Annotated in this window: 32 protein-coding genes; 1 reads left to right on the forward strand and 31 read right to left on the reverse strand. The window is 31.2% G+C overall.

Features of this window, described 5'->3' with window-relative positions; translation table 11 throughout:
• Positions 1–23 precede the first annotated feature (23 nt).
• From LNP27_RS00900 to LNP27_RS00955, 12 genes are all read right to left on the reverse strand, one after another.
• A complete protein-coding gene (locus LNP27_RS00900) occupies positions 24–314 on the reverse strand; it encodes a DUF3781 domain-containing protein (RefSeq protein WP_229942667.1) in 291 nt (96 codons plus the stop codon).
• Positions 301–792: a GyrI-like domain-containing protein gene (locus LNP27_RS00905; protein WP_229942668.1), complete on the reverse strand. Its 492-nt coding sequence runs from the start codon at positions 790–792 to the stop codon at positions 301–303. The genes LNP27_RS00900 and LNP27_RS00905 overlap by 14 nt, the downstream gene beginning before the upstream one ends.
• A 171-nt stretch (positions 793–963) precedes the next feature.
• Entirely contained in the window at positions 964–1,551 is a 588-nt protein-coding gene (locus tag LNP27_RS00910) for a hypothetical protein (protein ID WP_229942669.1), read from the reverse strand.
• Between the two features lie 161 nt (positions 1,552–1,712).
• Positions 1,713–2,267 (reverse strand): GNAT family N-acetyltransferase, encoded by a 555-nt coding sequence (locus LNP27_RS00915; RefSeq protein ID WP_229942659.1) that lies wholly within the window; start codon positions 2,265–2,267, stop codon positions 1,713–1,715.
• 187 nt (positions 2,268–2,454) lie between these two features.
• On the reverse strand, positions 2,455–2,817 hold the full coding sequence (locus LNP27_RS00920) for a hypothetical protein (protein WP_229942670.1): 363 nt from the start codon (positions 2,815–2,817) through the stop codon (positions 2,455–2,457).
• Between the two features lie 270 nt (positions 2,818–3,087).
• Entirely contained in the window at positions 3,088–3,825 is a 738-nt protein-coding gene (locus LNP27_RS00925) for a hypothetical protein (RefSeq protein ID WP_092910458.1), read from the reverse strand.
• Positions 3,826–3,986: 161 nt separating this feature from the next.
• Entirely contained in the window at positions 3,987–4,598 is a 612-nt protein-coding gene (locus tag LNP27_RS00930) for a hypothetical protein (protein WP_229942673.1), read from the reverse strand.
• Between the two features lie 178 nt (positions 4,599–4,776).
• Positions 4,777–5,139: a hypothetical protein gene (locus tag LNP27_RS00935; RefSeq protein WP_229942670.1), complete on the reverse strand. Its 363-nt coding sequence runs from the start codon at positions 5,137–5,139 to the stop codon at positions 4,777–4,779.
• Between the two features lie 279 nt (positions 5,140–5,418).
• Positions 5,419–6,006 carry a hypothetical protein gene (locus LNP27_RS00940; protein WP_229942669.1) on the reverse strand — a complete coding sequence of 196 codons (588 nt, stop codon included), beginning with the start codon at positions 6,004–6,006 and terminating at the stop codon, positions 5,419–5,421.
• Positions 6,007–6,172: 166 nt separating this feature from the next.
• A complete protein-coding gene (locus tag LNP27_RS00945; RefSeq protein WP_229942669.1) occupies positions 6,173–6,760 on the reverse strand; it encodes a hypothetical protein in 588 nt (195 codons plus the stop codon).
• A 173-nt stretch (positions 6,761–6,933) separates the two neighbouring features.
• Entirely contained in the window at positions 6,934–7,437 is a 504-nt protein-coding gene (locus tag LNP27_RS00950) for a VOC family protein (RefSeq protein ID WP_229942674.1), read from the reverse strand.
• 77 nt (positions 7,438–7,514) lie between these two features.
• The gene (locus LNP27_RS00955) at positions 7,515–8,330 is read right to left on the reverse strand and encodes an AraC family transcriptional regulator (RefSeq protein ID WP_229942675.1); all 816 of its coding nucleotides are present in this window, start codon (positions 8,328–8,330) and stop codon (positions 7,515–7,517) included.
• 140 nt (positions 8,331–8,470) lie between these two features.
• Here LNP27_RS00955 and LNP27_RS00960 point away from each other — a divergent pair, with 140 nt between their 5' ends.
• Entirely contained in the window at positions 8,471–8,776 is a 306-nt protein-coding gene (locus LNP27_RS00960; RefSeq protein WP_229942676.1) for a hypothetical protein, read from the forward strand.
• A 137-nt stretch (positions 8,777–8,913) separates the two neighbouring features.
• On the opposite strand, the gene LNP27_RS00965 is transcribed toward LNP27_RS00960, so the two are convergent.
• The 19 genes from LNP27_RS00965 to LNP27_RS01055 form a co-directional block, all read right to left on the reverse strand.
• The gene (locus LNP27_RS00965; RefSeq protein WP_229942677.1) at positions 8,914–9,993 is read right to left on the reverse strand and encodes a baeRF3 domain-containing protein; all 1,080 of its coding nucleotides are present in this window, start codon (positions 9,991–9,993) and stop codon (positions 8,914–8,916) included.
• 13 nt (positions 9,994–10,006) lie between these two features.
• Complete coding sequence (locus LNP27_RS00970) at positions 10,007–10,201, reverse strand: LapA family protein (protein ID WP_123903519.1); 195 nt, start codon at positions 10,199–10,201, stop codon at positions 10,007–10,009.
• A 5-nt stretch (positions 10,202–10,206) separates the two neighbouring features.
• Positions 10,207–10,599: a hypothetical protein gene (locus LNP27_RS00975; protein WP_163518348.1), complete on the reverse strand. Its 393-nt coding sequence runs from the start codon at positions 10,597–10,599 to the stop codon at positions 10,207–10,209.
• A gap of 217 nt (positions 10,600–10,816) precedes the next feature.
• Complete coding sequence (locus tag LNP27_RS00980) at positions 10,817–11,506, reverse strand: restriction endonuclease (RefSeq protein WP_229942678.1); 690 nt, start codon at positions 11,504–11,506, stop codon at positions 10,817–10,819.
• On the reverse strand, positions 11,506–12,003 hold the full coding sequence (locus LNP27_RS00985; protein ID WP_229942679.1) for a hypothetical protein: 498 nt from the start codon (positions 12,001–12,003) through the stop codon (positions 11,506–11,508). The genes LNP27_RS00980 and LNP27_RS00985 overlap by 1 nt, the downstream gene beginning before the upstream one ends.
• A 189-nt stretch (positions 12,004–12,192) precedes the next feature.
• On the reverse strand, positions 12,193–12,747 hold the full coding sequence (locus LNP27_RS00990; RefSeq protein ID WP_229942659.1) for a GNAT family N-acetyltransferase: 555 nt from the start codon (positions 12,745–12,747) through the stop codon (positions 12,193–12,195).
• Between the two features lie 154 nt (positions 12,748–12,901).
• Positions 12,902–13,282, reverse strand: a complete 381-nt coding sequence (locus LNP27_RS00995; RefSeq protein WP_229942654.1) for a hypothetical protein — start codon at positions 13,280–13,282, stop codon at positions 12,902–12,904.
• 11 nt (positions 13,283–13,293) lie between these two features.
• Positions 13,294–13,476: a hypothetical protein gene (locus tag LNP27_RS01000; RefSeq protein ID WP_229942655.1), complete on the reverse strand. Its 183-nt coding sequence runs from the start codon at positions 13,474–13,476 to the stop codon at positions 13,294–13,296.
• 162 nt (positions 13,477–13,638) lie between these two features.
• A complete protein-coding gene (locus LNP27_RS01005; RefSeq protein WP_229942680.1) occupies positions 13,639–14,196 on the reverse strand; it encodes a hypothetical protein in 558 nt (185 codons plus the stop codon).
• 2 nt (positions 14,197–14,198) lie between these two features.
• On the reverse strand, positions 14,199–15,287 hold the full coding sequence (locus LNP27_RS01010) for a DUF262 domain-containing protein (protein ID WP_229942681.1): 1,089 nt from the start codon (positions 15,285–15,287) through the stop codon (positions 14,199–14,201).
• A gap of 184 nt (positions 15,288–15,471) precedes the next feature.
• Positions 15,472–15,942 (reverse strand): DUF1905 domain-containing protein, encoded by a 471-nt coding sequence (locus LNP27_RS01015; protein ID WP_229942682.1) that lies wholly within the window; start codon positions 15,940–15,942, stop codon positions 15,472–15,474.
• Between the two features lie 193 nt (positions 15,943–16,135).
• Positions 16,136–17,320 carry a serine hydrolase domain-containing protein gene (locus LNP27_RS01020; RefSeq protein WP_229942683.1) on the reverse strand — a complete coding sequence of 395 codons (1,185 nt, stop codon included), beginning with the start codon at positions 17,318–17,320 and terminating at the stop codon, positions 16,136–16,138.
• A 316-nt stretch (positions 17,321–17,636) separates the two neighbouring features.
• Positions 17,637–19,217, reverse strand: coding sequence for a DndE family protein (locus LNP27_RS01025; RefSeq protein ID WP_229942685.1), 1,581 nt, complete (start codon positions 19,215–19,217; stop codon positions 17,637–17,639).
• Complete coding sequence (gene dndD / locus LNP27_RS01030; RefSeq protein WP_229942686.1) at positions 19,207–21,309, reverse strand: DNA sulfur modification protein DndD; 2,103 nt, start codon at positions 21,307–21,309, stop codon at positions 19,207–19,209. Before dndD ends, LNP27_RS01025 begins: the two co-directional genes overlap by 11 nt.
• Positions 21,306–21,488: a DNA modification system-associated small protein gene (locus LNP27_RS01035; RefSeq protein WP_229942687.1), complete on the reverse strand. Its 183-nt coding sequence runs from the start codon at positions 21,486–21,488 to the stop codon at positions 21,306–21,308. The genes dndD and LNP27_RS01035 overlap by 4 nt, the downstream gene beginning before the upstream one ends.
• Entirely contained in the window at positions 21,469–23,916 is a 2,448-nt protein-coding gene (locus LNP27_RS01040; RefSeq protein ID WP_229942688.1) for a sigma factor-like helix-turn-helix DNA-binding protein, read from the reverse strand. The genes LNP27_RS01035 and LNP27_RS01040 overlap by 20 nt, the downstream gene beginning before the upstream one ends.
• A complete protein-coding gene (locus LNP27_RS01045) occupies positions 23,917–24,057 on the reverse strand; it encodes a hypothetical protein (RefSeq protein ID WP_229942689.1) in 141 nt (46 codons plus the stop codon).
• Between the two features lie 168 nt (positions 24,058–24,225).
• Positions 24,226–24,678, reverse strand: a complete 453-nt coding sequence (locus LNP27_RS01050) for a hypothetical protein (protein ID WP_229942690.1) — start codon at positions 24,676–24,678, stop codon at positions 24,226–24,228.
• Between the two features lie 160 nt (positions 24,679–24,838).
• The gene (locus tag LNP27_RS01055) at positions 24,839–25,786 is read right to left on the reverse strand and encodes an alpha/beta hydrolase (protein WP_229942691.1); all 948 of its coding nucleotides are present in this window, start codon (positions 25,784–25,786) and stop codon (positions 24,839–24,841) included.
• Between the last annotated feature and the right edge of the window lie 45 nt (positions 25,787–25,831).

The raw sequence follows: 25,831 nt of genomic DNA on the forward strand, positions 1-25,831 counted from the left end.
GCCGCCATATTGCCAAACCGATGTTAGCTGTTCGTTGTTTTTTCTTTCGTTATTATTTTGTTTAATCTGTCGGCTGTAATTATTCTGTTCGTATAAGAATTTATTGTCAACCGAATGTTTTTTTCATTGTTTGTTATGTAAATATTTTTTCCTGTTTTTTGAAAATTTGTTTCGTCAGTTTCTATAATTATTGTTGAAATTAGCTTTTCAATTCTTTCTTTTGAGAGTTCTATATTTAATTTCTTGGCAATTCGTCCATAAACAAGTTCAGTGTAACAAATTTTGTCAATAATCTCTTTTTTATAATTCTTCATTCTTGTTCGTCTTTATTGGCAAATAAATGTCGATTTCAGAATTCGGTTTGTCCCAACCAAAACGATAGTCATACTTTTCAAAATGGATAAAACCTGATTTTGAATGTTGTTCTATCATCAGATTTGATTTGGGTAAAATATTTTTATAAATATTGTGAATTGTCAGCTTGATATTTTCCATTTTTCCTTTGTGCGTAAAAATCTCGTATTCGCCTTTTGGAATTTCTTTATTTACAAAATGTTCAGGAAAAATCATTTCGTTTTGTGGAATTGTAGTCAAGTAAAAATACTTTTCGTTTTTCTTAAAAGTAATTCCATATTTCTCCCAATTTCCACGGTTTTGAATTAAGTTATATTTTTTCAATTCAGCGTTGAACTTTTTCCAATGAGTTTTTATAATCTCAAAATTGTCAGTTTGAGATTTTGTAAGCTCTGTCAAAAGTCCAAAAGTCGATATGTTTTTGTCAATGGTTTTCATTCGGTGTCGGCTTTTTACAATGACAGCTAACGTTTTGGCGCTTGGCGAAGAAGCGGATTTCGATGCACTAAACTTTCAAGCCAGCACAAAAGTTGATACGAGGTAGAATGTTCAATTAACCACTGAACCCGCTTTTTTGCCAAGCGGCTGTTAGCGGTTCGGCTTTTCTCGTCAGCAAGTTTGGTGTATCCACACATATTTCCCATTTATAAATGTTATCAGTCCGCCACCAACTTCGTCCGCACCTAAAGCGATTGAATGGTTTTGAAGTTTTACTTCCTTGCTTCCCAAAACGTCACCGTCTTCCGTGAATGTTGTTTCACTCGTTTCTCTGTCTTCTACAAGTCCCCAATAGTCAACCCAATCAAACTCTGTAAAATGTGCGAAACTTTTACCGAAACCAATTTTAATTACTTCGTTTGTCTGCCCGTGTTTGATTATAATTCCTGAAGTTCCATTTTCTTTTCTATAGAACGCTTTGTCAATAATACCGTCTCCGTTAAAGTCTGCAGATATGGTGTCGGTCAACTTATATAGTGTCACTTTTTTAAATCCATTTAAAGACTGTTTTCTATCGTCTCCTTCGTTCTGGTTTTCTTCTGCTGATTTTTGTTGGTCATTAATTTTGTTGTCTTTTGAAATCGTGTCAGAGTTTAACACAAATTGTGTATCAGAAACAGATACAGTATTCTGTTCTGATTTTAATTGTCCGCAACCTGTTAAAATTAAAAATGTCAATATGTAGATTATCTGTTTCATTGTCGTCTTTTAAGCTGACCGCTAACGTCCCGCAGCTACAAGAAGTGGCAAACTTCGTAACCGAGACTTTTCGGCTACTACTAAATTTCTTGCGAAACGTAAACGTGAATTTACCGCATAATTTGCCATTTCTTGTAACTGCTGTTGTGCGTTCGGTTTTTTTATTTTAATGATAAACTCATTGTTAAATTATCATAGTATTTTCCATTTAGTTTAAAGTAATTTTTTATAATTCCATTTTCTTTAAAGTTCATTTTTCTATATAAACTTACACCTAATTCATTTTCGCAATAAACTTGAAGCCATAAAAGTTCTAATATTGGATTTTCTTTTGCCCAATTGATAGAATGTTTCATTAGTTGAGTTCCTAAACCAGAATTTCTCCATTCTGTTAACATTCCCATTCCTATAACTCCAGTATGTTGCATAATTACTCTAGAACTTCCTGTAATATCAATATTTCCGATAATTTCACTTTCATATTCGGCAATTAATAACAATGAATTTTCTTTTTGAATAAATGAATTTATCCAGTCTTCTTCTTGTTGAATTGTAAGTTTAATTTCATCAAAAAGTTTTGGAATAAATTCACTATCAACTATATATTTTTTAATAGTTTTCAATAGATTTTCAGCATCAGAAATTTCAGCACTTCTAATTTTTACTTCTTTTGCGTTTTTCAGTTTAACTATTATTGGATTAAATTTTATTTTCATTTTTCTTTCGGTTTTGTACGTTCCAACAAACTGACGCACAACGTTCCCACGCTTGGCGTCAGTTGCGAACTTCGGAACTGATTATTTTCTGTTAAAGATAATATTTCTTGCGAAACGAAAACGTGAATTTACTACAAAATTCGCAATTGCGCCAAACGTGTGTTACCTGCAGTGCCTTTTTCCATTTCTATTTAATAGGATTATTTTTTACATCTTCATTCATTTGCATTAAAATTTTAGAATTTGGTAAATTCTCAATTTTTTTGCGAACAATTTCAGGAAACATTTTGTTTATATCTTCTCCATACAAACTTCCGTCACGAGGTTTTTCTATATTCACAATTTTATCTTCCGTTATAGGATTTCCGTTTAGATTGATTTTTAGTGGAAGAGATGTTCCTGTTCCTTTTTCAACATTATTTTCCCCATAAAATTCTTGCAAAGTTGTCCAAACATAAACTTCTGATGGATTTCTTTGCAGGACAATTAAATCCCCAAAAATTTTTCCTCCAAATGCAGGTTTAATAATTTCTGCACTTATTTTTTTCAATAAAACAGTTTTTTCACTTTCCGAAATTTGATTTTCGGAGTTTTCACTTTTTTTGCAACTAAAAATTGTTAAAAAAATTGTCGTAATAATTAATATTCTCGTCATTTTATACGGTTTTTTTGATGGCATTGCAGGTAACGGTTTAGGCTATGAGTAGTTGCGTGGGTTAGCACTTAACTTTGCAAGTATGCACCAAGCTGAAAATCCGTGAGGATTTTCAGAAGTAGGCGAGAATAAGCAATTACTTATAGCCATTGTTAGCCACAGTACTTATTTCCACCAAATTGTAATTCCATCAAATTTTGCGTTGTCAGGAATTTTGGATTTATCGATTCCATTTCCATTCCACCAATCTTCCTTAAGTTCCGATTTCTTAATACTAAACCAAGCGTTAATATGACTTACATCCAAAACAATATGTTCCATATCGGGTGAAATTTTGTCTGTTGAATAGTATTTTTTTAAGTCTCCAAAAGTTGAGCTAAGTCCAATTTTTTCAGTTGTTTTAAATCGATTGTCTAAAATCGAAATTCGATTAATTTTTGAACTTGTATTTCCATTCTGCTTTGGTGTCAAAACCAAAATCTTTTTTCCGTTTGAGTCATAGATTTCGTAGTCATCATAGGTGTCGTCTGCGAATTCTCCATATCCAACAGTTTTTTTAATTTGTTCCTTTGGAATGGAATTATATACATCACTAATTGTCATACCTTTTGAAAATATTCCAACACGGTTTTCGGAAATGTGGAAATTGTCAAAAGTATAACCAGTTGTTTTTTTAACAGGTTCTTTTATTATTTCATTTTTAGTAGTTTCTTTCTTTTTTTCGATTTCTTTGGGCTTTGTTAATTCAATTGCTTTAGATTTAGAATTCTGCTCTTTTTTAGTCAATTCTAACTCACGTTGCAAAAGCTCATTTTCTTTTTCGAGTAATTCTTTTTCTTTTTTAGATATTGAATTACAACTTATTAAAATCAAAATAAAAATGGCTCCTAAAATTTTTTTCATAGTTTTGGTTTTGTATTGTGGCTAACGTTCTCGCGCTACAGCGGGTTTGGGACTAAATTAAGCCCATTATTCGGATTTGCCAAATCATCCCAAATACAAAACCAACTTTCCATTAAGCCAATTGCCCAAATCCGTTGTAGCGTGTGTTGGCAGTAGTAATTTTATTTAGTAAACTTTATCAGGTTCTTATTTGGCATTGGCATAGGAGGAAAGGGCAATTCCAAAGTGTCTTTGTTCATAGAATATTTTTCAAAATCTCTGCGTTTTATTTCTAATTCCTTCGGATTGTCAATTTTATTAAATCTCTTTTCTGAAAAATTATCATTTATTACATTTTGTAATTCTACAAATTCTTTATGCTTTGAATCAGTTTTGTATTCGGAAAAGTTAAACGTTAATTCTTTTTGATTTCTATATTTGATTTTGATTCTATTTATCGGACCGCAATAAATTTCTATCAAGTCATTTTTAGGTTTTACTTTATAATAATCGTCATTTCTATTTTTATTACTTAAAGATATTTTGTCAATAATTTTTTTGTCGATAATTGACTTAAAATTAATAAACGAATTTTCAGAAAATGGAATTTTTTGAATTGTTTCAACATTTCCATTTTCGTCAATTACAGAATAATTTACAATTTCAGTTTTAAATTCCGTTTGATTTTCGTTTAAATTGTAGTAATAAGACATAATTTCAATACTTTCAATTCCATCACTTTTTGAAGAGCAACTAAAAGTTAAAATCAAAAAAAGCAACATAAAGTTTCTCATTTTCCGCTCATTTTTGGGATTATTACTGCCAACGTTCCCACGCTTGGCGTCAGTTGCGAACTTCGGAACTGATTATTTTCTGTTAAAGATAATATTTCTTGCGAAACGAAAACGTGAATTTACTACAAAATTCGCAATTGCGCCAAACGTGTGTTACCTGCAGTGCCTTTTTCCATTTCTATTTAATAGGATTATTTTTTACATCTTCATTCATTTGCATTAAAATTTTAGAATTTGGTAAATTCTCAATTTTTTTGCGAACAATTTCAGGAAACATTTTGTTTATATCTTCTCCATACAAACTTCCGTCACGAGGTTTTTCTATATTCACAATTTTATCTTCCGTTATAGGATTTCCGTTTAGATTGATTTTTAGTGGAAGAGATGTTCCTGTTCCTTTTTCAACATTATTTTCCCCATAAAATTCTTGCAAAGTTGTCCAAACATAAACTTCTGATGGATTTCTTTGCAGGACAATTAAATCCCCAAAAATTTTTCCTCCAAATGCAGGTTTAATAATTTCTGCACTTATTTTTTTCAATAAAACAGTTTTTTCACTTTCCGAAATTTGATTTTCGGAGTTTTCACTTTTTTTGCAACTAAAAATTGTTAAAAAAATTGTCGTAATAATTAATATTCTCGTCACTTTATACGGTTTTTTTGATGGCATTGCAGGTAACGTTTTGGCGCTTGGCGAAGAAGCGGATTTCGATGCACTAAACTTTCAAGCCAGCACAAAAGTTGATACGAGGTAGAATGTTCAATTAACCACTGAACCCGCTTTTTTGCCAAGCGGCTGTTAGCGGTTCGGCTTTTCTCGTCAGCAAGTTTGGTGTATCCACACATATTTCCCATTTATAAATGTTATCAGTCCGCCACCAACTTCGTCCGCACCTAAAGCGATTGAATGGTTTTGAAGTTTTACTTCCTTGCTTCCCAAAACGTCACCGTCTTCCGTGAATGTTGTTTCACTCGTTTCTCTGTCTTCTACAAGTCCCCAATAGTCAACCCAATCAAACTCTGTAAAATGTGCGAAACTTTTACCGAAACCAATTTTAATTACTTCGTTTGTCTGCCCGTGTTTGATTATAATTCCTGAAGTTCCATTTTCTTTTCTATAGAACGCTTTGTCAATAATACCGTCTCCGTTAAAGTCTGCAGATATGGTGTCGGTCAACTTATATAGTGTCACTTTTTTAAATCCATTTAAAGACTGTTTTCTATCGTCTCCTTCGTTCTGGTTTTCTTCTGCTGATTTTTGTTGGTCATTAATTTTGTTGTCTTTTGAAATCGTGTCAGAGTTTAACACAAATTGTGTATCAGAAACAGATACAGTATTCTGTTCTGATTTTAATTGTCCGCAACCTGTTAAAATTAAAAATGTCAATATGTAGATTATCTGTTTCATTGTCGTCTTTTAAGCTGACCGCTAACGTTTTGGCGCTTGGCGAAGAAGCGGATTTCGATGCACTAAACTTTCAAGCCAGCACAAAAGTTGATACGAGGTAGAATGTTCAATTAACCACTGAACCCGCTTTTTTGCCAAGCGGCTGTTAGCGGTTCGGCTTTTCTCGTCAGCAAGTTTGGTGTATCCACACATATTTCCCATTTATAAATGTTATCAGTCCGCCACCAACTTCGTCCGCACCTAAAGCGATTGAATGGTTTTGAAGTTTTACTTCCTTGCTTCCCAAAACGTCACCGTCTTCCGTGAATGTTGTTTCACTCGTTTCTCTGTCTTCTACAAGTCCCCAATAGTCAACCCAATCAAACTCTGTAAAATGTGCGAAACTTTTACCGAAACCAATTTTAATTACTTCGTTTGTCTGCCCGTGTTTGATTATAATTCCTGAAGTTCCATTTTCTTTTCTATAGAACGCTTTGTCAATAATACCGTCTCCGTTAAAGTCTGCAGATATGGTGTCGGTCAACTTATATAGTGTCACTTTTTTAAATCCATTTAAAGACTGTTTTCTATCGTCTCCTTCGTTCTGGTTTTCTTCTGCTGATTTTTGTTGGTCATTAATTTTGTTGTCTTTTGAAATCGTGTCAGAGTTTAACACAAATTGTGTATCAGAAACAGATACAGTATTCTGTTCTGATTTTAATTGTCCGCAACCTGTTAAAATTAAAAATGTCAATATGTAGATTATCTGTTTCATTGTCGTCTTTTAAGCTGACCGCTAACGGTTTTGGGCTTGGCGAAGGTGGGGGATAGGAAGTACTAAAGTTCAAATTTAGCACAAAAGCTAATAGAAAGTACAAATGTTCAATTTAGCACTAAAGCCCCACTTTTGCCAAACCCATGTTATGCGTTCGCTCTTCTTTCTGTCTTTTAGTTAGGCGAATTAAGTGCCATTTTATTTCCCTCAGAGTCAATGAAAATAGCAAAAAATCCACTGCCGTCTGCATGAGCAGTTTTTTGTGTTAAGATTTTGCCACCACTTTTTTCAACCTTGTCAAGAATGATTTGAAGATTGTCGCCACCGTTTAAATAAATAGTTACACCGTCAGCCGAAGGTTTATATCCGTCAGCTTTTATGATCACTCCTGTAACTAATTGATCTTCATATGGCAATATTCCCATTTGCATTCCTTCAACATCCATTTTTTCAATTTTAATGTCCAATATTGCTTGGTAAAAATTAACTGCTCTTGAAATATCCGTTGCTGGAATTTCAAACATTGAAATATAACTTTTCATATCTTTTACATTTGAATTTGTTAATGTGTCTTTTGCTGTTGTTTCCGAATTTGCCTTTTTATTGTTAGGGTTTGTACATGAAGCAAGGGAAAAACCCAAAATTATTGTTACAATTATTAAATTTCTTATTGCCATATTAGTTGTCTTTAAAATTTATTCAAAATTATGTCAGTATTTTTTGTCAAAATAGTATAAATGCGACATATCGTACTTTATTTATAGAAAAGGGTAGAAAGAGCCATATTTTCATTTCCTAAAAATTCTTTTGGGGTAATTCCAACAAATTCTTTGAAGTCTTTTATAAAGTGATTTTGGTCGAAATATTCATTCTCGTAAGCAATATCAGTCAAAGTTTCGGATTTTTTACTGACTAACATTTGTAATGTCGCTTGTAAACGAATTACCTTACCTAACTGTTTAGGACTTATTCCAATTTGTTTTTTAAAATGTCTTTCGAGTTGTCTTCTTTTTGAGAGATTATCTTTCAAAATAACATTAATTGATATGTTTCCGTTTGTGGTCAAAAGTGTATCAACTGTAGTTTTGACGATATTTTCAATAGTGGCTTCTTCGTTTAATTTGTTAAGAAGAAATGTCTCAATGATCCCTATGCGTTCTTTTGTACTTGTTGATTTAATAATATTTTCCTCTAATACATTTGCTTGAATTTCATTAAAAACATCTTGAATTGGTGTTTCTTGGTCAACTAAATTTTCAAGTGGCAAGTTTACGAAGTTTGAAAACCCATGTGGATAAAAGCAAATTGCAATAGTGTCAACATTGCCAACTGGTTCTATAAAATAGGATTTGGTTCTTTGTCCCATTACCATAGCATTAGGATTGAAAATAAATTCCGTTTCCGAAGTATATCTTTTAATCTTATCGCCAAGGTTAAAAGTCATTTCAATGCAACCGTCAGGAATAATTTTTTGTTTTTGATTATTTCTGTCAAACGGCACTTCCAATGTCCAATAAAATTTTACTAAGGCTTCTAAGTCTGAATGTGGCTTATATGTCTGATAGTTCATTTTGTGTTGGGTGTTTCATAGAGTGACGCATAACGTTAAAACTATACTGCGGTTGCCTATGCGGTTTAGTAGATTCGGCAACTGCTGTATAGTGATTGTTATATTCTCGGCTTTTTTTCACTAACAATAAAATTAAAATTATGAAAATTAAAACCCTAAATTACATAGAAGTTGAAGGTTTAGAACACGAATGGGCGGTGAAGATTGATGATTGTAAACAAGAAATGAAGCCAATAATTCCAATGTTTATTTTTGTTCATAATGATATAAATCCAGATATTATTTATGTAGATAATACATTGAGCGACACGAAGCCTGAAAAAATAATTGAAGGAGTTACCGGAGGAATAGCTGAGGGATATATAGAAGTTGGATTTTGGAAAATAAAACACAAACAAACAGCGAGAGTAGCTTTGGCTACAAAGTTGCTCGAAGCTGGAATATAACGTTTTGGGGCTTTGCGATGGTGGGGCAATCGAAGCACAAATCTTCAATTTTGCACAGAAGTTCAATCGAAGAAATACCGTTGAACTTTGTACTTTTGCCCCACTATTGCAAAACCCTTGTTGTAGGCAGTGCCATTTTAGTATCTTGTTTTCAGCACTATCTTTCCAAGGTCTTTTATTTCATCTTGTGTGGTGAAAAACACTTCCCCTTTTTTAGAAATTACTTCCCACGCTATGTTACTCGTAATGTCGTCTATTGCGTTAGGCGTTGTTGCATCGTCTATAATGTCAAATGTTCTTTCGTCTTTCATCAACACAGCTTTTGAAAAGTCTTGGTGAACAATCAAAAGTTCGCCACGTCCGTCAATAGATGCTTGATAAATTTCTTGTAAATCTGTAAGTACTTTACCTTGTGCTACTGCTTCTTTCATTTCTTCAATAGCATTTTTCCTACGTTGTTGTTGCAAACCTTCAATGGTATTCCACGATTGCTTTACTATTTGATGTGTAGCGGTGTTGTTATAATCAATGGCTGTGTAACCAAGATATACCGATGGCTTGTCTGCCACTTGTTGTAGTCTGCTGTAATTGTCTTCTGTGCAAATAACTACACAATTTAAGTCAGTTTCATTGTGAACTTTTACCAAAGCTTTATCTACTTTGTTTAAAAATTCTCGAACCAAATCGTCTAAATGTTTTGGGTCGCTTCCTTTGTCGGAATGGGTGTTGTAATGACGATTTTCTGAAAATGGAAAATCATCATTTCTAACTTCTGCAATAATTTCATCATTTATAGCTTCATACAATTGTACACCACTTTGAGAAAGTAACATTACTAAATAGCTTACGCTTCTGTTGAATGATTTGATGATGGGACGAACCGCAAAGCTGTCAGAAATATGTACTCCTTCGTTGTTAGTTTTCCAGCTTGATTTTACAATTTCTTTTGTATCGTTTGATAGAAATAGGTGTAAACTATCTAAGTTATAATTTACATCGATTTCTGCGGAAACATTTTCTAATTTTTCTAAAAGTGAAGCTACTGGTCGTTTTCCAAATTCTGCAATTACTCTATCTTCTGCTTCTTTTAGAAGATTTTTTAAAAGTACTTCATCTTTTGCATTGTCTGGATGTGCACGATGTGTGTTTAAAGAAATGGTTACACAAGGTGTGTTTTTTTCGGTTGCTAATTTTTGTAGCTGTTCTTTTAATGCCATACTATTGTTTATTTTATTTGTTTTTGTTAAATGCTTTTGCGGTGTAATATCCAATGAAAAATACGATGGCTATGAGAATGACTAAGGGCATTTCAAAGCCAAATGCAATAAATTTTACCTTTACACTTTCAAGATTTTGACCAATGAAAATGAGTAGTAAAATCAATAAAACGATGTCAATAATTTGACGAGTTGAGATATTTTTCATTTGAGTTATTTTTTAAGTTCAATAATTTGCACATTGTTTGTACCATCAGTTGATTTCCATTTTTGATATTTCTTTTTGTTGGTCATAATAATCCACGTTTTAGAAAAATCAGAACCATTACTTTCTATGGAAATATACTTTCCGTCGTTCCAAGTCCATTTAAATGGAAGTTTATCATCTCTTTGGATGCCAAGAACGGAATAGTTTAGATTTTTTTCGCCACTTCCGTTTCCTTGAAACTGCATAGTTCCAATGTTGCTTAATGCCACGCCTTGTTGTCCTGGTGTTGTGGTTTCGTATCGTTGTACTGTCCAAGTTCCCACCATTCTGTGCGAACAAGAAGTTAATAATGTCGTTGCAATAACGAATGCCGATAATTTTAATGTTTTTAATGTCATACTTTTTGTCCTTTTTATGTTGTAAGTTAGTTATTTTATTTTTAAGGTTTGTTGTGGAAGCATTGCCTACAACGTTTTGGGTATTGCCGAAGGCGGGGATTTTTAGCACAAAAGTTCAATCGAAGAGCGAATGTTGAACCTTGCACAAATACCCAATCGAAGCCGTTCAGCCCCGCTTTTGGCAATACCTTGTTAGCGGTTCGGGCTTTTGCGGTTATTACTTTTCATATTTCAATCCAGTTGGTTTTTCAGTCAATTTGAAAAATGGTACTTGAGATAAAATCAAAATTATACCAGAAGATGCTCGTCCGACATAGTTTTGATTAATGTAGTCACGAGTTATTGAACCATCTGTCAAAAGTTTATTTACAGCTTGTTTAATTATTTCTATTTTAATTTTTCCATTATTTCCATTTGAGGTTTTGCGTTCTATTCCGCTCCAATCTGCTTTAATTATTTGATTTGTTTCTCCACTATTTCTTTTCAATATTTTGCCTTGAAGAGGAATTATGTAGTCTTCCCAAATTTGCTCAAATGTTTTGTCGTTCTTGTTTTTTGTTGCCGTTATAATTGTGGAAGTACTTTTCTGCATTTGATTTAAATACAGAATTTCAATTTTCAATTTTTCAGCTACAACCAAAGCGTCTTGAAGAAAAATTCCGTCTGTTGCTATAACTGCTTTTGTGCAATCAAAAAAATCTTTAGCACCGTGAAGTTCCATTACCATTTGTCGGTTAATTTTTCTTGTTGTATGCCCGTACATTTTTGATTGTATAGCAATTTTCTGCTTTCCCTTAATAGCGAAGCCGTCAATTCCATAATCGTTGCTGTAAGTAGTAAGTTCTGTTTTATATCCTTGTTGGCGAAAATGTTCACAAACAAATTCTTCAAATTGTCTTGGGTTCATTAGTCAGCAAGATTTGCAAAAGGTCGTTTAGAAAATTCTGAAACAAACTTTTTGATTAATGTATTCTCAAATGTTCTTGGGTCGTCATTTAGTAGTGGTTTCCAACAAACTATCAAATCATTACTATTTTTTAGTTGCCAAATTAATCTTCCGCCCCAATGTCCAATATTTTTCCCTTGACCAAAACCGAAATATTGTTTTAATCGAGAGTTAAGGGTTGCTTTGCTTGTTTCGCTTCCTGCCTTTCCGATATAAACAACAAGAGAATTTTCAACCCAATTTGATTTTAGTTCGTCAATAAAAACATTTGGATTTTTGCCTTTGAAATGTCCACCTGTTCCAATTTGTAAATATTCTGCTTTTTTAAAGTTTGGATTTAAAACAAGATAAACGCCTTTGATTTTCGGAATAGATGAACTGTCAACAAAAAGTTCGCTCATTTTTTTGAAGCCTATAAATCCCGCTTTTTTTATTTCGTCAATGTTGTTGAAGTCCATAAATTCAGTTTTTCGTTTTTGTTTTGGGACGGTCGTTTCAGCCTGACCGCTAACGTCCCGCAGCTACAAGGAGTGGCAAACTTCGTAACCGAGACTTTTCGGCTACTACTAAATTTCTTGCGAAACGTAAACGTGAATTTACCGCATAATTTGCCATTTCTTGTAACTGCTGTTGTGCGTTCGGTTTTTTTATTTTAATGATAAACTCATTGTTAAATTATCATAGTATTTTCCATTTAGTTTAAAGTAATTTTTTATAATTCCATTTTCTTTAAAGTTCATTTTTCTATATAAACTTACACCTAATTCATTTTCGCAATAAACTTGAAGCCATAAAAGTTCTAATATTGGATTTTCTTTTGCCCAATTGATAGAATGTTTCATTAGTTGAGTTCCTAAACCAGAATTTCTCCATTCTGTTAACATTCCCATTCCTATAACTCCAGTATGTTGCATAATTACTCTAGAACTTCCTGTAATATCAATATTTCCGATAATTTCACTTTCATATTCGGCAATTAATAACAATGAATTTTCTTTTTGAATAAATGAATTTATCCAGTCTTCTTCTTGTTGAATTGTAAGTTTAATTTCATCAAAAAGTTTTGGAATAAATTCACTATCAACTATATATTTTTTAATAGTTTTCAATAGATTTTCAGCATCAGAAATTTCAGCACTTCTAATTTTTACTTCTTTTGCGTTTTTCAGTTTAACAATTATTGGATTAAATTTTATTTTCATTTTTCTTTCGGTTTTGTACGTTCCAACAAACTGACGCACAACGTTTCGCAGCTACACGATGCACAAGGATTCGGAACCAGAGTATTTTCGGCTTAACGAAAATATGATGCGAATCGATAATTCCACTAAAGCCTTGTGTATTGTGTAACTGCTGTTATGCCTTCGTGCTTTGTTCTTTATTTGTTTTATCCACTTCTTTTCCGTAAATGTCAAGGTTTTTCTCTTTGGAATATATTTTCCAATTCTTTATTAATTCCTTAAATTCAATTTCGGTACAATTATCAAACTTTTTTAAGGCAAAATACATTGCAGTTATTGAAATAGACCTAACTTTTGAGCGATGTCTTTTTTTGCAATTCGGACACCACATCATTGGGGGGTGAATTTTTCTTTCAGCTCTAATTTGGTTGAGTTTATTATCTAAATCGGCCACAAGTTTAAAATGTTTTGGAATTGTCAAATTAGTCTTCCAATTCTCTTTCAAAAGTTGCTTTAATTCAGGAAACCAAATTGTATGTGCTTCTCCAGATGACATTTGCTTTACTTTTATATTGTATCGTCAGTTTCGTGTTTTTCATTTTCAATTTCATTCATTTCTTCGTGTGTCACTCCATAGGGTGCGCCACCAGAAGTGTATCCAATAATAAAAGCAAAATTTTCATCGCTATCAAATTCAACGTCTTCAACTTTTATTTCTTTGTTTAATTTACGATTTTTTCTTTCGCTCATCTGTCGGTTTTTTAGCATGAGGCATAACGTTCGGCGGCTTTGCGAGGTTGCGAACTTCGTAACCGATTATTTTACGTTAAAGATAAAATTTCTTGCGAAACGAAAACGTGAATTAACCACAAAATTCGCAATCTTGCAAAACCGCTGTTGTAGGTAGTGCTTTTATATTGGTCGTGCGATTAAATAATTTGTTGAATTCAATATAATTTCATTGTACGTTGTTAGATTTGATTTTCCTGTTGATCTTCTAATTTTTCTCAAAAATTCAAAAGGTTCAATAAAATCACGATTTCCTAATAAACTTTGAACATACTTTTTTCTAGATGATAAACTTTCATGAGCAATATAATTTCTCAAAATCTTCATATTATTGAATTCGTTGAAATAGTTTACGTCTCTTGTAATTATTTCAAAAGGATTTTCCACAAAAATATGTTCTGAAAGTTCAATTATATTTTCATAATAATTTATATATGCTTTATTTTTAGTTCCTATTACACCGTTTAAATGATTGTCATCTATAAATGGTAATTTTCTTTCTGGACAAAAATCAAATGAACTGTTTTGACCTGTGCAATAATAGATAAATAAATCTGATGTAAATTTTTCGAATTTTATATATATTTTAAAAAAAGCCATCTCTAACAATTTTGGATTGTCGGATGTTGCTAATATTTCATTCCAATATTCAATTTCATCAATTACTAATGAATTATCCATAATTATTCACACATTACGTTACACAAAATTTTTATTCTTTCGGTTCTTTCTGCAACGCTTGTTGTTCGTGTTTTGTGATATTTTTCAAAGTTTAAATATTTACTAATATCATTTTCATCTAAAAATTCTTTTTCCGAAAGAGTGTGTAGTAATTGAGCTTCAAAATTCATAAGTTTTGAAACAAGTATATTGATATTGTTATGAATATTTTGATTTGAAAAATCATCACAAACTATAATATCTTCATGTTGAATTTGTGAAATTTGAAAGTTTAAAGCACAAAAAAGAGTAAATAAGTAATTCTTTCTATGATATATTTTAGTTTCAAATAATGGATTTACAAAGATTTCATTTAAAATATAAAATATAACATTAAGTCTTTCCTCTATTTCATCTACTCGCTCAAATACTTTGTCATATTGTTTATAGTTTTTATCAAATTTAGATGCAGTATCATTGACAATTCCTTCCAAAAGATGTGTGATTAAAGAATTGAAAAAATCTACATCAATCATTCTTGAAAATTCCTTATCCTTAAAAGTATTATTGTTTATTAGAAAACTTTTAAATTCTGAAGATTTACGATAAACAAAAACTTTAAATTCTCCTGTAAATTGAGCGTTTCTTAATTCTTGTTTATTTAATGCCATATTATTTGTATTAAGCCTTGCGAACATTTCATAAATTTTCGCATCATCTTTAAGCTTAATAATTTCCACTCCAATGTTATAATGTAAAATCTTTTCTTTTACTTCATCTGATAATTCATTATAAAATTTCTTTCCAAATTCAGCATTATGTGAAGGTAAAATAGAAAATCTATTTTCAGTAAATTCAATTATGCTTCTAATTCTTTGTTGACCATCAATTATTTCTCTTGTAGTTTTTCTTGTATTTGTATCAATACTTTGTCTTAAAAATATTTGAGGAATTGGAAAACCTCTTATTATTGTATCAATTAAATAGGATTTAGCATTATTTCCCCAAACAGCATTTCTTTGATATTTTGGAGATAGTATTAATTCGTCATTGTCATACCAATTTAGGAAATCGTTTATGCTGTATGCTTTAGTATCTTTTATATCTGTCATTTTTGTTTTTTTTTATTTACGTAATTTTGTGATAGCATTACCTACAACGTTCCGCGGCTTGGCGCAGTAGCGGCTGCGTGAAACGATTATTTCTTGCTAAAATAAGATTTTCCAGCGGAAAATCGAACGTGTTGTTTATTGGAATTTTAGCTATTGTGCCAAACCGTTGTTAGCAGTAGTGTTTTTAATTTAATTGTTCAAGTTTTGCAATAAATTTCACGATTTTTTCCACTTTCTGATTTTCTGTAGCGGTTGAATTTATGCTCAGAATTATTTCATTTTGTTCGTCAATTTTGAGTTTGTTGAATATACTCAATACTTCAGCATCTTTGAAACATTCAAAAATCATTTCATTTTCATTAGTTTTTTCTTCGTTTTGATTTTCAAGAAAAAGTGTAACATTGACAAAATCTCCAGCGCCTTTTCCAATAGAATTTCTAATTTCAGAGTTTAACGCCATTTTTTTGTCGGAGTTTTTCATTGGACCTAAATTCTTATTTTTGATTTCGAAATTGTCAATTTTACCAGAAACTTTTAGATCACCCCATTTTCCTTTTATGTTTTTAGTATTTGGTATAATAAGTTGATAAGTCCAAGCACCATTTCCTGGAATATATTGAATTTCTAATTTTTCATTTTCTACAATAAAATTCATAGTTCTAATTCAAAGTTTTAGTTTCTATTTTCGTTGTCTGGAAACATTACTGCTAACGTTTTGCAGCTTGGCGAAGTGGCGGATTTAGAAGCACTTACTTTCAATTTAGCACAAATGTTTATTAGAAATCCGAATGTTCAATTTAGCACTAAACCCGCCATTTTGCCAAACTGCTGTTAGGCGTTTGTGCCTTCTACTTTTTATAGTCGTATGGAAAATATGCTTCCCATTTCCACGGTGTAAATGTGTCTCCAATTAATGTTTCTAAAAGTTCTTTAAATATTAGTTCACCGTTCGCACTATTTGTCATTATAATTATTGAAATTCCCTTATCAATGAAGTTGATATTATAATTTCTCCAAGCATCATCGTGTCCTTCTTTGAAGAATGCTTTTCCATATTTACATTTTAAAAGACCCCAACCCAAACCATATGATAAGTCAATTGCTTTGTTTTCTGTTGTAAATTCTTTTGTTATAGTCGGAAATTGAACTTTTGAGTAAATTCTAATTTGAGGCGAAAGCATCTCCTTGTATAATTTTTTACTTAACCCTTTTTGTTGCATTACAAATTCAATAAATTTTGAATAGTCGGAAATTGTCGTCACTAAGGAACCGCTTGCAACAGGCGTAGTTCGTTTTTTCTTGGGGTTTAAATTTCCATCTTCTAAATGTCCAATTGCATAATTATCATCAAATTCTTTGTGCCAAGTATAACCTGTTCTTGTCATTCCAATTGGCTTAAATACTTGTTCAATGGCTAAATCTTCAACTGTTTTATTAGTTATTTCTTCTTCTACTAATTGTAAGAGTTTTAATCCTTCACCTGAATATGCATATTTTGTCCCTGGTTTAAAGTAAATTTTAATTACTCCAAGTGTATCTTCAACTCCTGTGGTTGGATGCAACCATCTAACATTAGGAAGTCCTGTGGTATGACTTAAACACATTCTGGCTGTAATTAATTTCCACCTATCATCAGATTTTAGGTCTGAAAAATATTCATACTCGGAAATTGGTTTGCTCAAATATTTATAAATTGGTTTGTCCAAGTCTATTATGTTTTCTTGAACAAGTTTCATTGTCAGATATGCAAAAACTGCTTTACTGAAAGACGCACCGTACATTACTGTACTCGTGTCCAAAAGTTCAGCATTAATTTTATTTTTGTATCCGTAAGATTTAATAAAAACTGTTTTTTTGTTATTGAGAATTGCTAAATCTAATCCTTGAACATTTGCTGTGTCCATAAGGCGTTTAACTACTTTGTCAATTTCGGATGCTGAAATTTCACTTCCATCAAGTTTTTTTATTTTTTGAGTTTGTCCAAATGTCAAGTTGAACGAAAGTAACAGTCCAAGTAAGATTTTTAGTTTCATATTTCTGTCTGTTTATTGTTAATTTTCGGTGTGTCGCTGTGGCATAACGCCTAACGTTTTGGCGCTTGGCGCAGTGGCGGATTTCGGGACTCAAAACTGTCAATACACCACAAAAGTTGATGCGAGGTAGAATGTTCAATTAACCACTTCACCCGCCATTGAGCCAAACGCCTGTTATCGCTTCGGTGTTCTTTTTCGTCCGCTGGTTTGTCGGTCGTTTTGCTCGTGCGGTTGGACAGACACACTCTTTGCCAAGCTTGGGTTGTAGCGTTGGCTTGTGCGGCTTGGCAATGTGTGTGACTGTGAAGGGTTGGCATTATATATTTTCTTCTTTTTTTGTTTTCCACCATTGTCTTAGCTCAATAATTTTAGGTTCACCTATATTTATTAGACCTTTCCCCGATTCTAATTTTTTGATTTCTGTTTCGAGTTTGTATTTACTGCTCGGTGTACCAACAAAATTGCTTATTGCCTTGTAATCCTTGTTTTGAACATTTAAACAAATTGGTAATTTCACTTGAGAAGCAAAATCAAAGTCTTTTGTTTTATAGTCTTCAACTCCTTGAGATAACATTACTATTATTACACCTTTGGATCTTAAAAGTCTTAAAAGTTCTTCAAGTGCTTTTCTTGCATTTTTGTTTTTTAAATAAATATGTGCCTCGTCAATTACAATTACATATCGAAGTGGAAAAATATGATCAACTGGTTCGCAATCATTTGTCGAACTAAAATAAGTATTGAAATATCTTAATAACAAAAACACAACAAGCTGTCTTAATGTGTCTGAAAGAGCAGGGGGCAGATTTAAGTACAAGCTCTTATCTAAAATATTTGGATTGTTTGGGTCACAATTAAAAATGTTAGTTGTCAAGTCTTGAATGCCTGCAAAAAGCGTATCTGGTCTTCGATTATTTTCTTCGTAATATTCTTCTATTGCTTCAAACAATTCATTAATTGTTGGATAAGCCCCGTTTTTACTATCAAATAGGTCTGTAATTACATTTGTTAAAATATTTTTTTGAGCTACACCAACGCTTGGAACAAAGGTGGCAATTGTATCAACAAAAGCTTTGATACTAAAAGGTCGTTGTCTCTCGTCTAAACTAATTGATAAAAAAGGGTTGAATTTCACACCATTGTCATTTACTATATCAATAAATTCACATTTTGTTGCATCAAGAAATGGCTTTAATTGTGAAGGATTACCTTCTCCTTTGTAATCAAAAAATATAAACTTTAACTCATTATTTGTATTCTTAGAAATTTGATAAAGTATATCTTTCATCAATTGAGTTTTGCCTGAACCTGCCATACCTGCGATAGCCATATTTCTGTTATCAAACTCTCTCAAATCATTTATTCTAATTTCAATTGTTTCACCACTTTCCGTTTTACCCAGTTCAAACGAGAGTAATGAAGTGATTTCTTTCATTGAATTCATTTGAACAATTCCACTGTTTATTTTAACAGTATTTGACCTTAATGTAAGTCCATTTTTTATAGATTTTAGAAGAATATCAATATGGTCTCCATTGGAAATATTAGAGCTTTCAATTTTTTCATTCCAAATATTTAAACCGTGATTTAAATGAAGTTTGAAGAGTTTCGCAAATTCATCCTCAAAAGTATTCTTGCTATAATGTTGGTCAACAATAGTTTTGAAAATTACGAGATTTGAACCTTCTCCAATAACTGTCCCAAATAATGCTTTATCATCACGAAATTCTTTACCATCTGAACTTGGTGTTATCTCTTTTTCTATATCAAATAATTTACCAGAAAGCAAACTAAAAGATAAAGCAATTCTTGGAACAACACCATCATTTTTAAAGTTATATAGAGTTTTTATTCTATAAAGTAACTCATCGTTTTCTTTGCTTATTTTAATTCTCATAACTATTGAAATATCCGTTTTTTAAATTTGTATTTACTCCATCATTGAAAAGTAAATATGATTTTGAAATGTTACCTGAAATCTCTTTGAATCTTTTTGGTGTTATCTCACTGTTTGTAGAGAATAAAACAACCTGTTCAGAAAGTGTTGGATAATATTTTTTAGTAATACTATCTCTGTGTTCCTCGTCAAGCCTTCCTAATGGCGTATCAATGAAAATTGGAAGATTTTTAACTGATTCTTTTAAAATAGCCTTTATCAAACAAGAGATATAAATTTGCTTTTCTCCTGATGAAAGACTTTCTTTTCTGATCTCATTATCATCTTGGTCAAAAAGTGTGATTTTCATTCCTTGCCCTGAAGCAAGAATAGTAACCTTTACATCTTCAATAAATTTAGTCTGATTAGGCTCGCTATTCAATTTGTGCATAAGAATTTTAAGTTCAGAAAGAATTGTCTCTTCCAAGCTATCTTTATGATTATTCTTTTGTTCATCAAGAAACTGATTTAAAACATCAATATATTGATTACTCTTTTGAATTTTCAATTTATTCTGTTCATTAATGTCAACTTTCTTTACAAGGGTAACTAATTGTTGATTGAGTCGTACTATATCACTTCTCAGTTTTGTGATTTGTTGATTATTCTCACCAATTTGCCTGTTTTTTTCTGTAATATTATAATCTGCTGTTTCTTTTTTAGAAGAATACTCAAGAATTAATTCGTCTTCAAGATCTGCGTCAACTTTACTTAGGGTTTTATTTAAATCTGATAGTTTTACTTTTATCTCGTTAAATTCTTCAATTGTAGTTTCAAATAAATCTTTGGATTGTGTATTAACCAAGTTGATAGCATCTGCTATTAGCTTCTTTTCAGAATTATTTAGATCGTGTTCAAATTCAAGCTCTGAATATTCACCATTTTCTTTAAATAGTTGCGAACCTAATGTTTGTGCTTTTTCGTAATAAAACATTTTGTCCTTTAAAGACATTGTAGAATTTTCTGGCTCAGGAGGTTTATTGAATAGTAGTTCAATAAAGTTTTCAATTTTATCCGAGTTTTCTTTTGATGAGTTTTGTGAAAGTTCGTTTTTTTCTTGAATGTCCAAATGCTCTTTTACTTCTTCCAGTTTTCCTGTGAGAATAGCAAGAGGGATAATTTCACTTAATTCATTAAATCGTTCATTGAGTTCTACTTCTTTAGCCTTTAATTTATCAATTTCAATTATCACAGCGTTTCGATCAAATATAGAATTACCTTGCTTGCTATGTTGTGAAATTAGATTGTCATATTCTCTAATTTTTTTCCTTAAATCATCAATTTCTTTAAGTCTTTCAGCATTTTCTTCTTCAAGATTATTAATTTGATCTTCTGAAATTTCAATCGCTTTTTCGTTATTGATTATTTGTTCTTGAAGGTTTTTTGATGCTCCTTCTTTTTTCAAACTATTGATATAATATTCAATGTCCTCAATTAAAGTCTCATATGTATCTAAACCTAAAATCTTTCCTAGAGCATCATTAATAAAACTGCCTTCATCTTTTATTGATAAATTTGCTATTTCTGCTATTTTTTCAGCATCAAAAAACACAAATTTTGCTGCGTCAATTGGAATGATGTAATCGTTAATAAAATTGATTTTATCACTTTCATCATCAAATATTTCAAGGTTTGAAGCAACATCAATGATTGAAAGAGCTTCATTCATTGAAGCAACATCAAAAGTTCTTTTTATAAGTATAGAATCTGTATTTGAATTAAGTGTTCTTAATTCTGGTAATTCAATATCTGATATTTTAATGCTTACTGAGAATTTGGTTTTATTTTCTTTTTTGGCTGTCCAATTAATAGATTGTTGCATAAAGGAAGAATAGTTTTTTTCCTTTTGAATCTCTTTTTTGAAATTCTCATCTATCTGTGAAATCTTATCGCCAAATAGACACCACACGATTGAAAGCAGAAAGTTTGTTTTACCATAACCGTTTCGACCTCCAATAATTATGATGTTCTTTTCATCATTTGTTTCAAGGTCAACATTTACAGAGTTGTAATACTGCCTGAAATTATTTATTTCTATGTTTGAAAATTTCATTTTGTTGCTTTTTCAATAACGTCATTAATTTTTTGCTGATGATAATTATTTCTTTTCAGCAACTTCTTTGTTCTAACAGATTCAAGTAGCGACTTTAATGAATCATAATCAACACCTTTTTCCGTTGATATTTCATTCAATCTTTGCTCTTGCAATACTTTAGTTTCTTTTATTTTCATACTTATAATTTTGAATTATTTTAGCGATTTCAATAAATTGGTTTTCTTCGGATTGTTCTAATTCTCCTTGTTCAAACAACTTTCTTTGTTTATAAAGAAACTGATAAAGACCTCTTTCATTAGTTTCTCTGGAATCGGGCATTCTCTTATTGATCTTAATAAATTCCATCAGTTGATCAATTGTATATTTAGGATGTTTAGAAGATCCAAATTTCTCTATTAATTCCACTAATTTTACATCTTGTGCTGATAGAGCATCAATATTTTCGAGAGTCTTTTTGTTTCTATAATAAAATTGATAAAGGCTACTTTCATTTGGATCTCTGGAGTCGGGCATCCGCTTATTAATACTTATAAATTTAGTTAGGTCTTCATATGTATATTTAGAATTACTACTCACCTTTTTTCTTCTTCCTATATTATTTGTGCTTGTCCTTTGAGTAGATTCACCTTTTTCGAAATTTTTAATTATCTCGTTTATCAAATTACTTTTTTCTTCTTCGATTCCCCTATTTTTTGTTTTTCCAACTTGGATTTTATACCATCTGTAAAGTTTGATTTCGTATTCAGGACAACCACTTGAAAAAGGTAATCTATTGTTTAAAGCTAAAAATCCTGTGAGCTCAGTATATCTTTCTTCCCAAGATTTTTTTTCAATTGTTTCTGAATTCGTCATTGAAACAAAGGTTTTGTCATATGTTTTATTTAACAATCCGACAAATGAGTTTTTAAAGAAAATAAATGTTTTAGATTCATCTAATTTTATGTTTTGAATAATACTGTATTCATTTGTCTTTGGTCGAAATTGTAAAACATAAGAAGTAATATCTGAGTAATGCTGTGGTGATGAACAGTTACTCAAATATTCAGCAACTATTTGACGAATAGTTCCTCCTTTAAAATTTTCTAATTCATTTTCCCATTCCTTTAATCCAAATATGCTTCTTCGACCAATAGGAACAAAACCATTATCTCTTTTCATAGAGGCACGCACTTTTGCTTCATTAGTTTCATAATCGGGATGTAATTCTTCAACTTTCTTGGTAATCTCATTGACTTTTGATGGCTTACCTAATAATTTTAAAGCTTCATAAGCATATTCGTGTGCTTGCTTTAGAGAATTTCTAGTAAATTTAATATTGTCATTAGTATCAATATAAATTCCAAATTCATTATTTAGAATTTTTTCGGCAACTTCTGATATGTTATTTATTACATCTAAATTAGTTGATGTTAAAAAACTCAATAAGTAACTTTTAAAGTTGAAAATGTAACTTTCTTCTATACGTTCACTTGATCTTTTATCTAGGTCATTAGCAAAATCAATGAAATTGAATAAACAACTTATTTTCTTGTTCACTAAATAAAAATTATCCCAATTATGACGCTCTCTTGAATTAAAATACTTAGGTAGCAAAACATCTTCAATCTCTCCAATAAGATCAAATTTATCAGAAATGTATGTGTAGATTACGAATGAGTTAAATTCATTTGAAAAATTAGTTTTATTAACGTCATTAATCAAATTATTCAAATCATCTTCAATATTGGTCAAAAGTTGGGTTTGGTCAATATTGTATTTCTGATATAAATCGTCTTCAATATTTTTAGTAAATTGGAGGCTATTGAATAAATTTTCCACAATACCTTTCCTTATTTGCCGGACTCTTTCTCTTGAAATATTTATTTCCTCTGCTATATCATCCAAAGTAAGTTCGGGTTGCTTGTCATAAATTTTAAAGGCTTTCTGAAAAATGATGTTTTGATTTTTATCAAAGATGGCGTCTTTACTTATCAAAAAGTCAACTAAGCTAAATATTGATTGTGACTCTAATATTTCATTTGGAATTGATGATATTGAAAATGTTTTTTCAATGAAAAATCTGTTTCGCAAAGCAACTAAATCATTTTCGCTCTCAACTTCCGCCACCTTTTCGATAAATTCGGTTATCGTATGAATAAAAGTCTTTAACTCCGTTACTGTTTTTGTTCCGACATTTTTTATATCTTGAAAATTGAACCTATCATTAGTTAAAATTCTCTCGCTAATGTTTCTGATTTTTAAATTCCCATTTAGAAAGGACGTAATAGCATTTTTACTCCTATTTGATAGATTATTTGAGTTTATTTCGATAAAGCTATTTACAATTTCCCTTTGTGTTCTATTAAAACTAGATATTGTCGTAATAAGTTGTTTTTCAGGTTTTGATGGCTCAACTATTTGACTACCGTCATAATCAATATATTTCACACATAAATCTGTCAATTCTTCATTAGACTTTCTTCCGCAATTTCTTAAATTGCCAAAAGTTTTATGCTCACGGTAGTGTTTTAATATTGCACTCAAGTCTTTTAAGTCATTGTCATTACAGACGTTGAAAGAACGAACACTAATGTCTTCAGAATAATATATTTCCTCAATTGTCATTTAATCCTCATTCAATTTAAGTTCGGCAGTTTTTTGGCGTTGGTAAAATTCAGGCTCTTTTGCTTGCGAAGCGGTCGCCCGTGCGTTGGGGCAAGCAAATGTGCCTGAATGTGCGGTTGGCATTTTATTTCTGTCGTTCATTTTTATTTCTGTCGTTGTCTTTTACACTGAGCGATAACGTGTGGCCTGTAACCGCTGTCGCGGATCAAAGCGAACTGAGTTTCCTCTGCTAAGATATAATTTCTTCGTGAAAATAAAACTTCATTTTACCGAAAACTCCGCGATTGAGGTTACAGGCGGTTAGCGGCTTTAGCCACGGCTAGTAATTAAATTTTCAACTTCAACGCCAGCTCTTTTTAAAGCTGAAATTATTTTTCTCAAATCCTCACCAAAATAGGTAAGGGCAAATTCGTTTTCAGTATCATTTGTAATTATTTTAAGAACAAAGTGTTTTCCTCTAGCCATTTGAAATTCATAGAAAATAATTTTTCGGGTTTTTGCAGTTTTAAATATTTCGGGTTTTAAAAAAGGCCTATTAACCACAAAGTATTCGGAACCAATTTCGAAAGTCTTTAAAGTTCTTAATATAAGAAAAATTGAGAGTAAAATGAATGTTGCTAAAATTACATATGCAACCGTTTTATTGTTATAGGTTTTCGTAAACAAGAATATTCCAGGCATCAATATTATAAAACTTCTAAAAAAAGCTGTTATAAATTGGCTTGATTTAAGTTCGGTCTTGTGATATACTTTATTGTTCATCTGGATTTTCTTGGCTATTGCCGCTAACGGTCGCGTATTGGCGATGGGCGGGCTTTTTAGCAATACACTTCAATCGAAGAGCAAAATTTGAATATAGCTAAAATCTTCAATCGAAGACTACATCCCGCCTATTGCCAATACGATGTTGTGCGTTCGTTTCTTATTTCAATTTGAGTATAAGTTTTGTCCAGTTTTCGTCAACTAATGGTGCGTAATGGTCTCCGTCTTCGATTTTTATCAGAGTTTTATCTTTTGATTTTGAATTTTCATATATTTTTTCGGACATTGAAAAGGGCAGATTTTCGTCCTTTGTTCCGTGTAATAAAATTAACTTTCCAAAATAATTTTTAATGTTTTCTGAATTGTTTCCTTCCTTAGAAAATTCAGATTTTTTAATTTCCGAAAAATTGAAATATGGTTTTGCCCAAAATGGCGCTAAGCCTATGAAATAATCTGCAACATCATCTATATTTGATGCAGGTGCTAATAGTGCTAATTTTGGAATTTTATTATCTGTTGCTAATTTAGTTGCGAAAACAGTTCCCAATGAATGCCCTACTACAAAATCGACTGAATTGGAAGAATTTACGAATTCAAAGAAATTCTGATTAATTTTAAATTGAGTTGAAAAATTGGAATCTCCCTTTGAGTAACCATTTCCATTATAAACAATCACATAAATTTTTACGCTGTCTTTCTTTGAAAGTTCTGTTAAGTCATCAAGCATATTAAATATATTAAACTGATTGCCTAACATATATATACCTGCCTTTTTATAAGTCCTTGGTGTTATCGTATAAAATTCAGATTTAGAGTTTCTTTCAAATTTTTGAAATTTTCGTTTCAATATTGTTTGATTCAATTTGACTGAATCCTCTTTCGTAGATGAAATAAATTTATTCGCAGCGAAAACTATGGAGTCCTTTGTAATATACGTTAGATATTTTGCATCTAATTGATTAAATATATTTTTATTGTCATATTTTGTTGGCGTATAAAACATAGTTTCTTTAACAACATTTTTACTTCGTAAATAAGGAATTGAAAATAAGTATAAGGCAATTAATACAAATAAAATAATTCCTAAAATTTTTAATGTTTTCTTCATTTAGCTGTTTTTTTTTCTTAAATATCGTTTATTTTATGCGGTTTG

It is taken from the genome of Flavobacterium galactosidilyticum (assembly GCF_020911945.1).
GTDB classification, from domain to species: Bacteria; Bacteroidota; Bacteroidia; order Flavobacteriales; family Flavobacteriaceae; genus Flavobacterium; species Flavobacterium galactosidilyticum.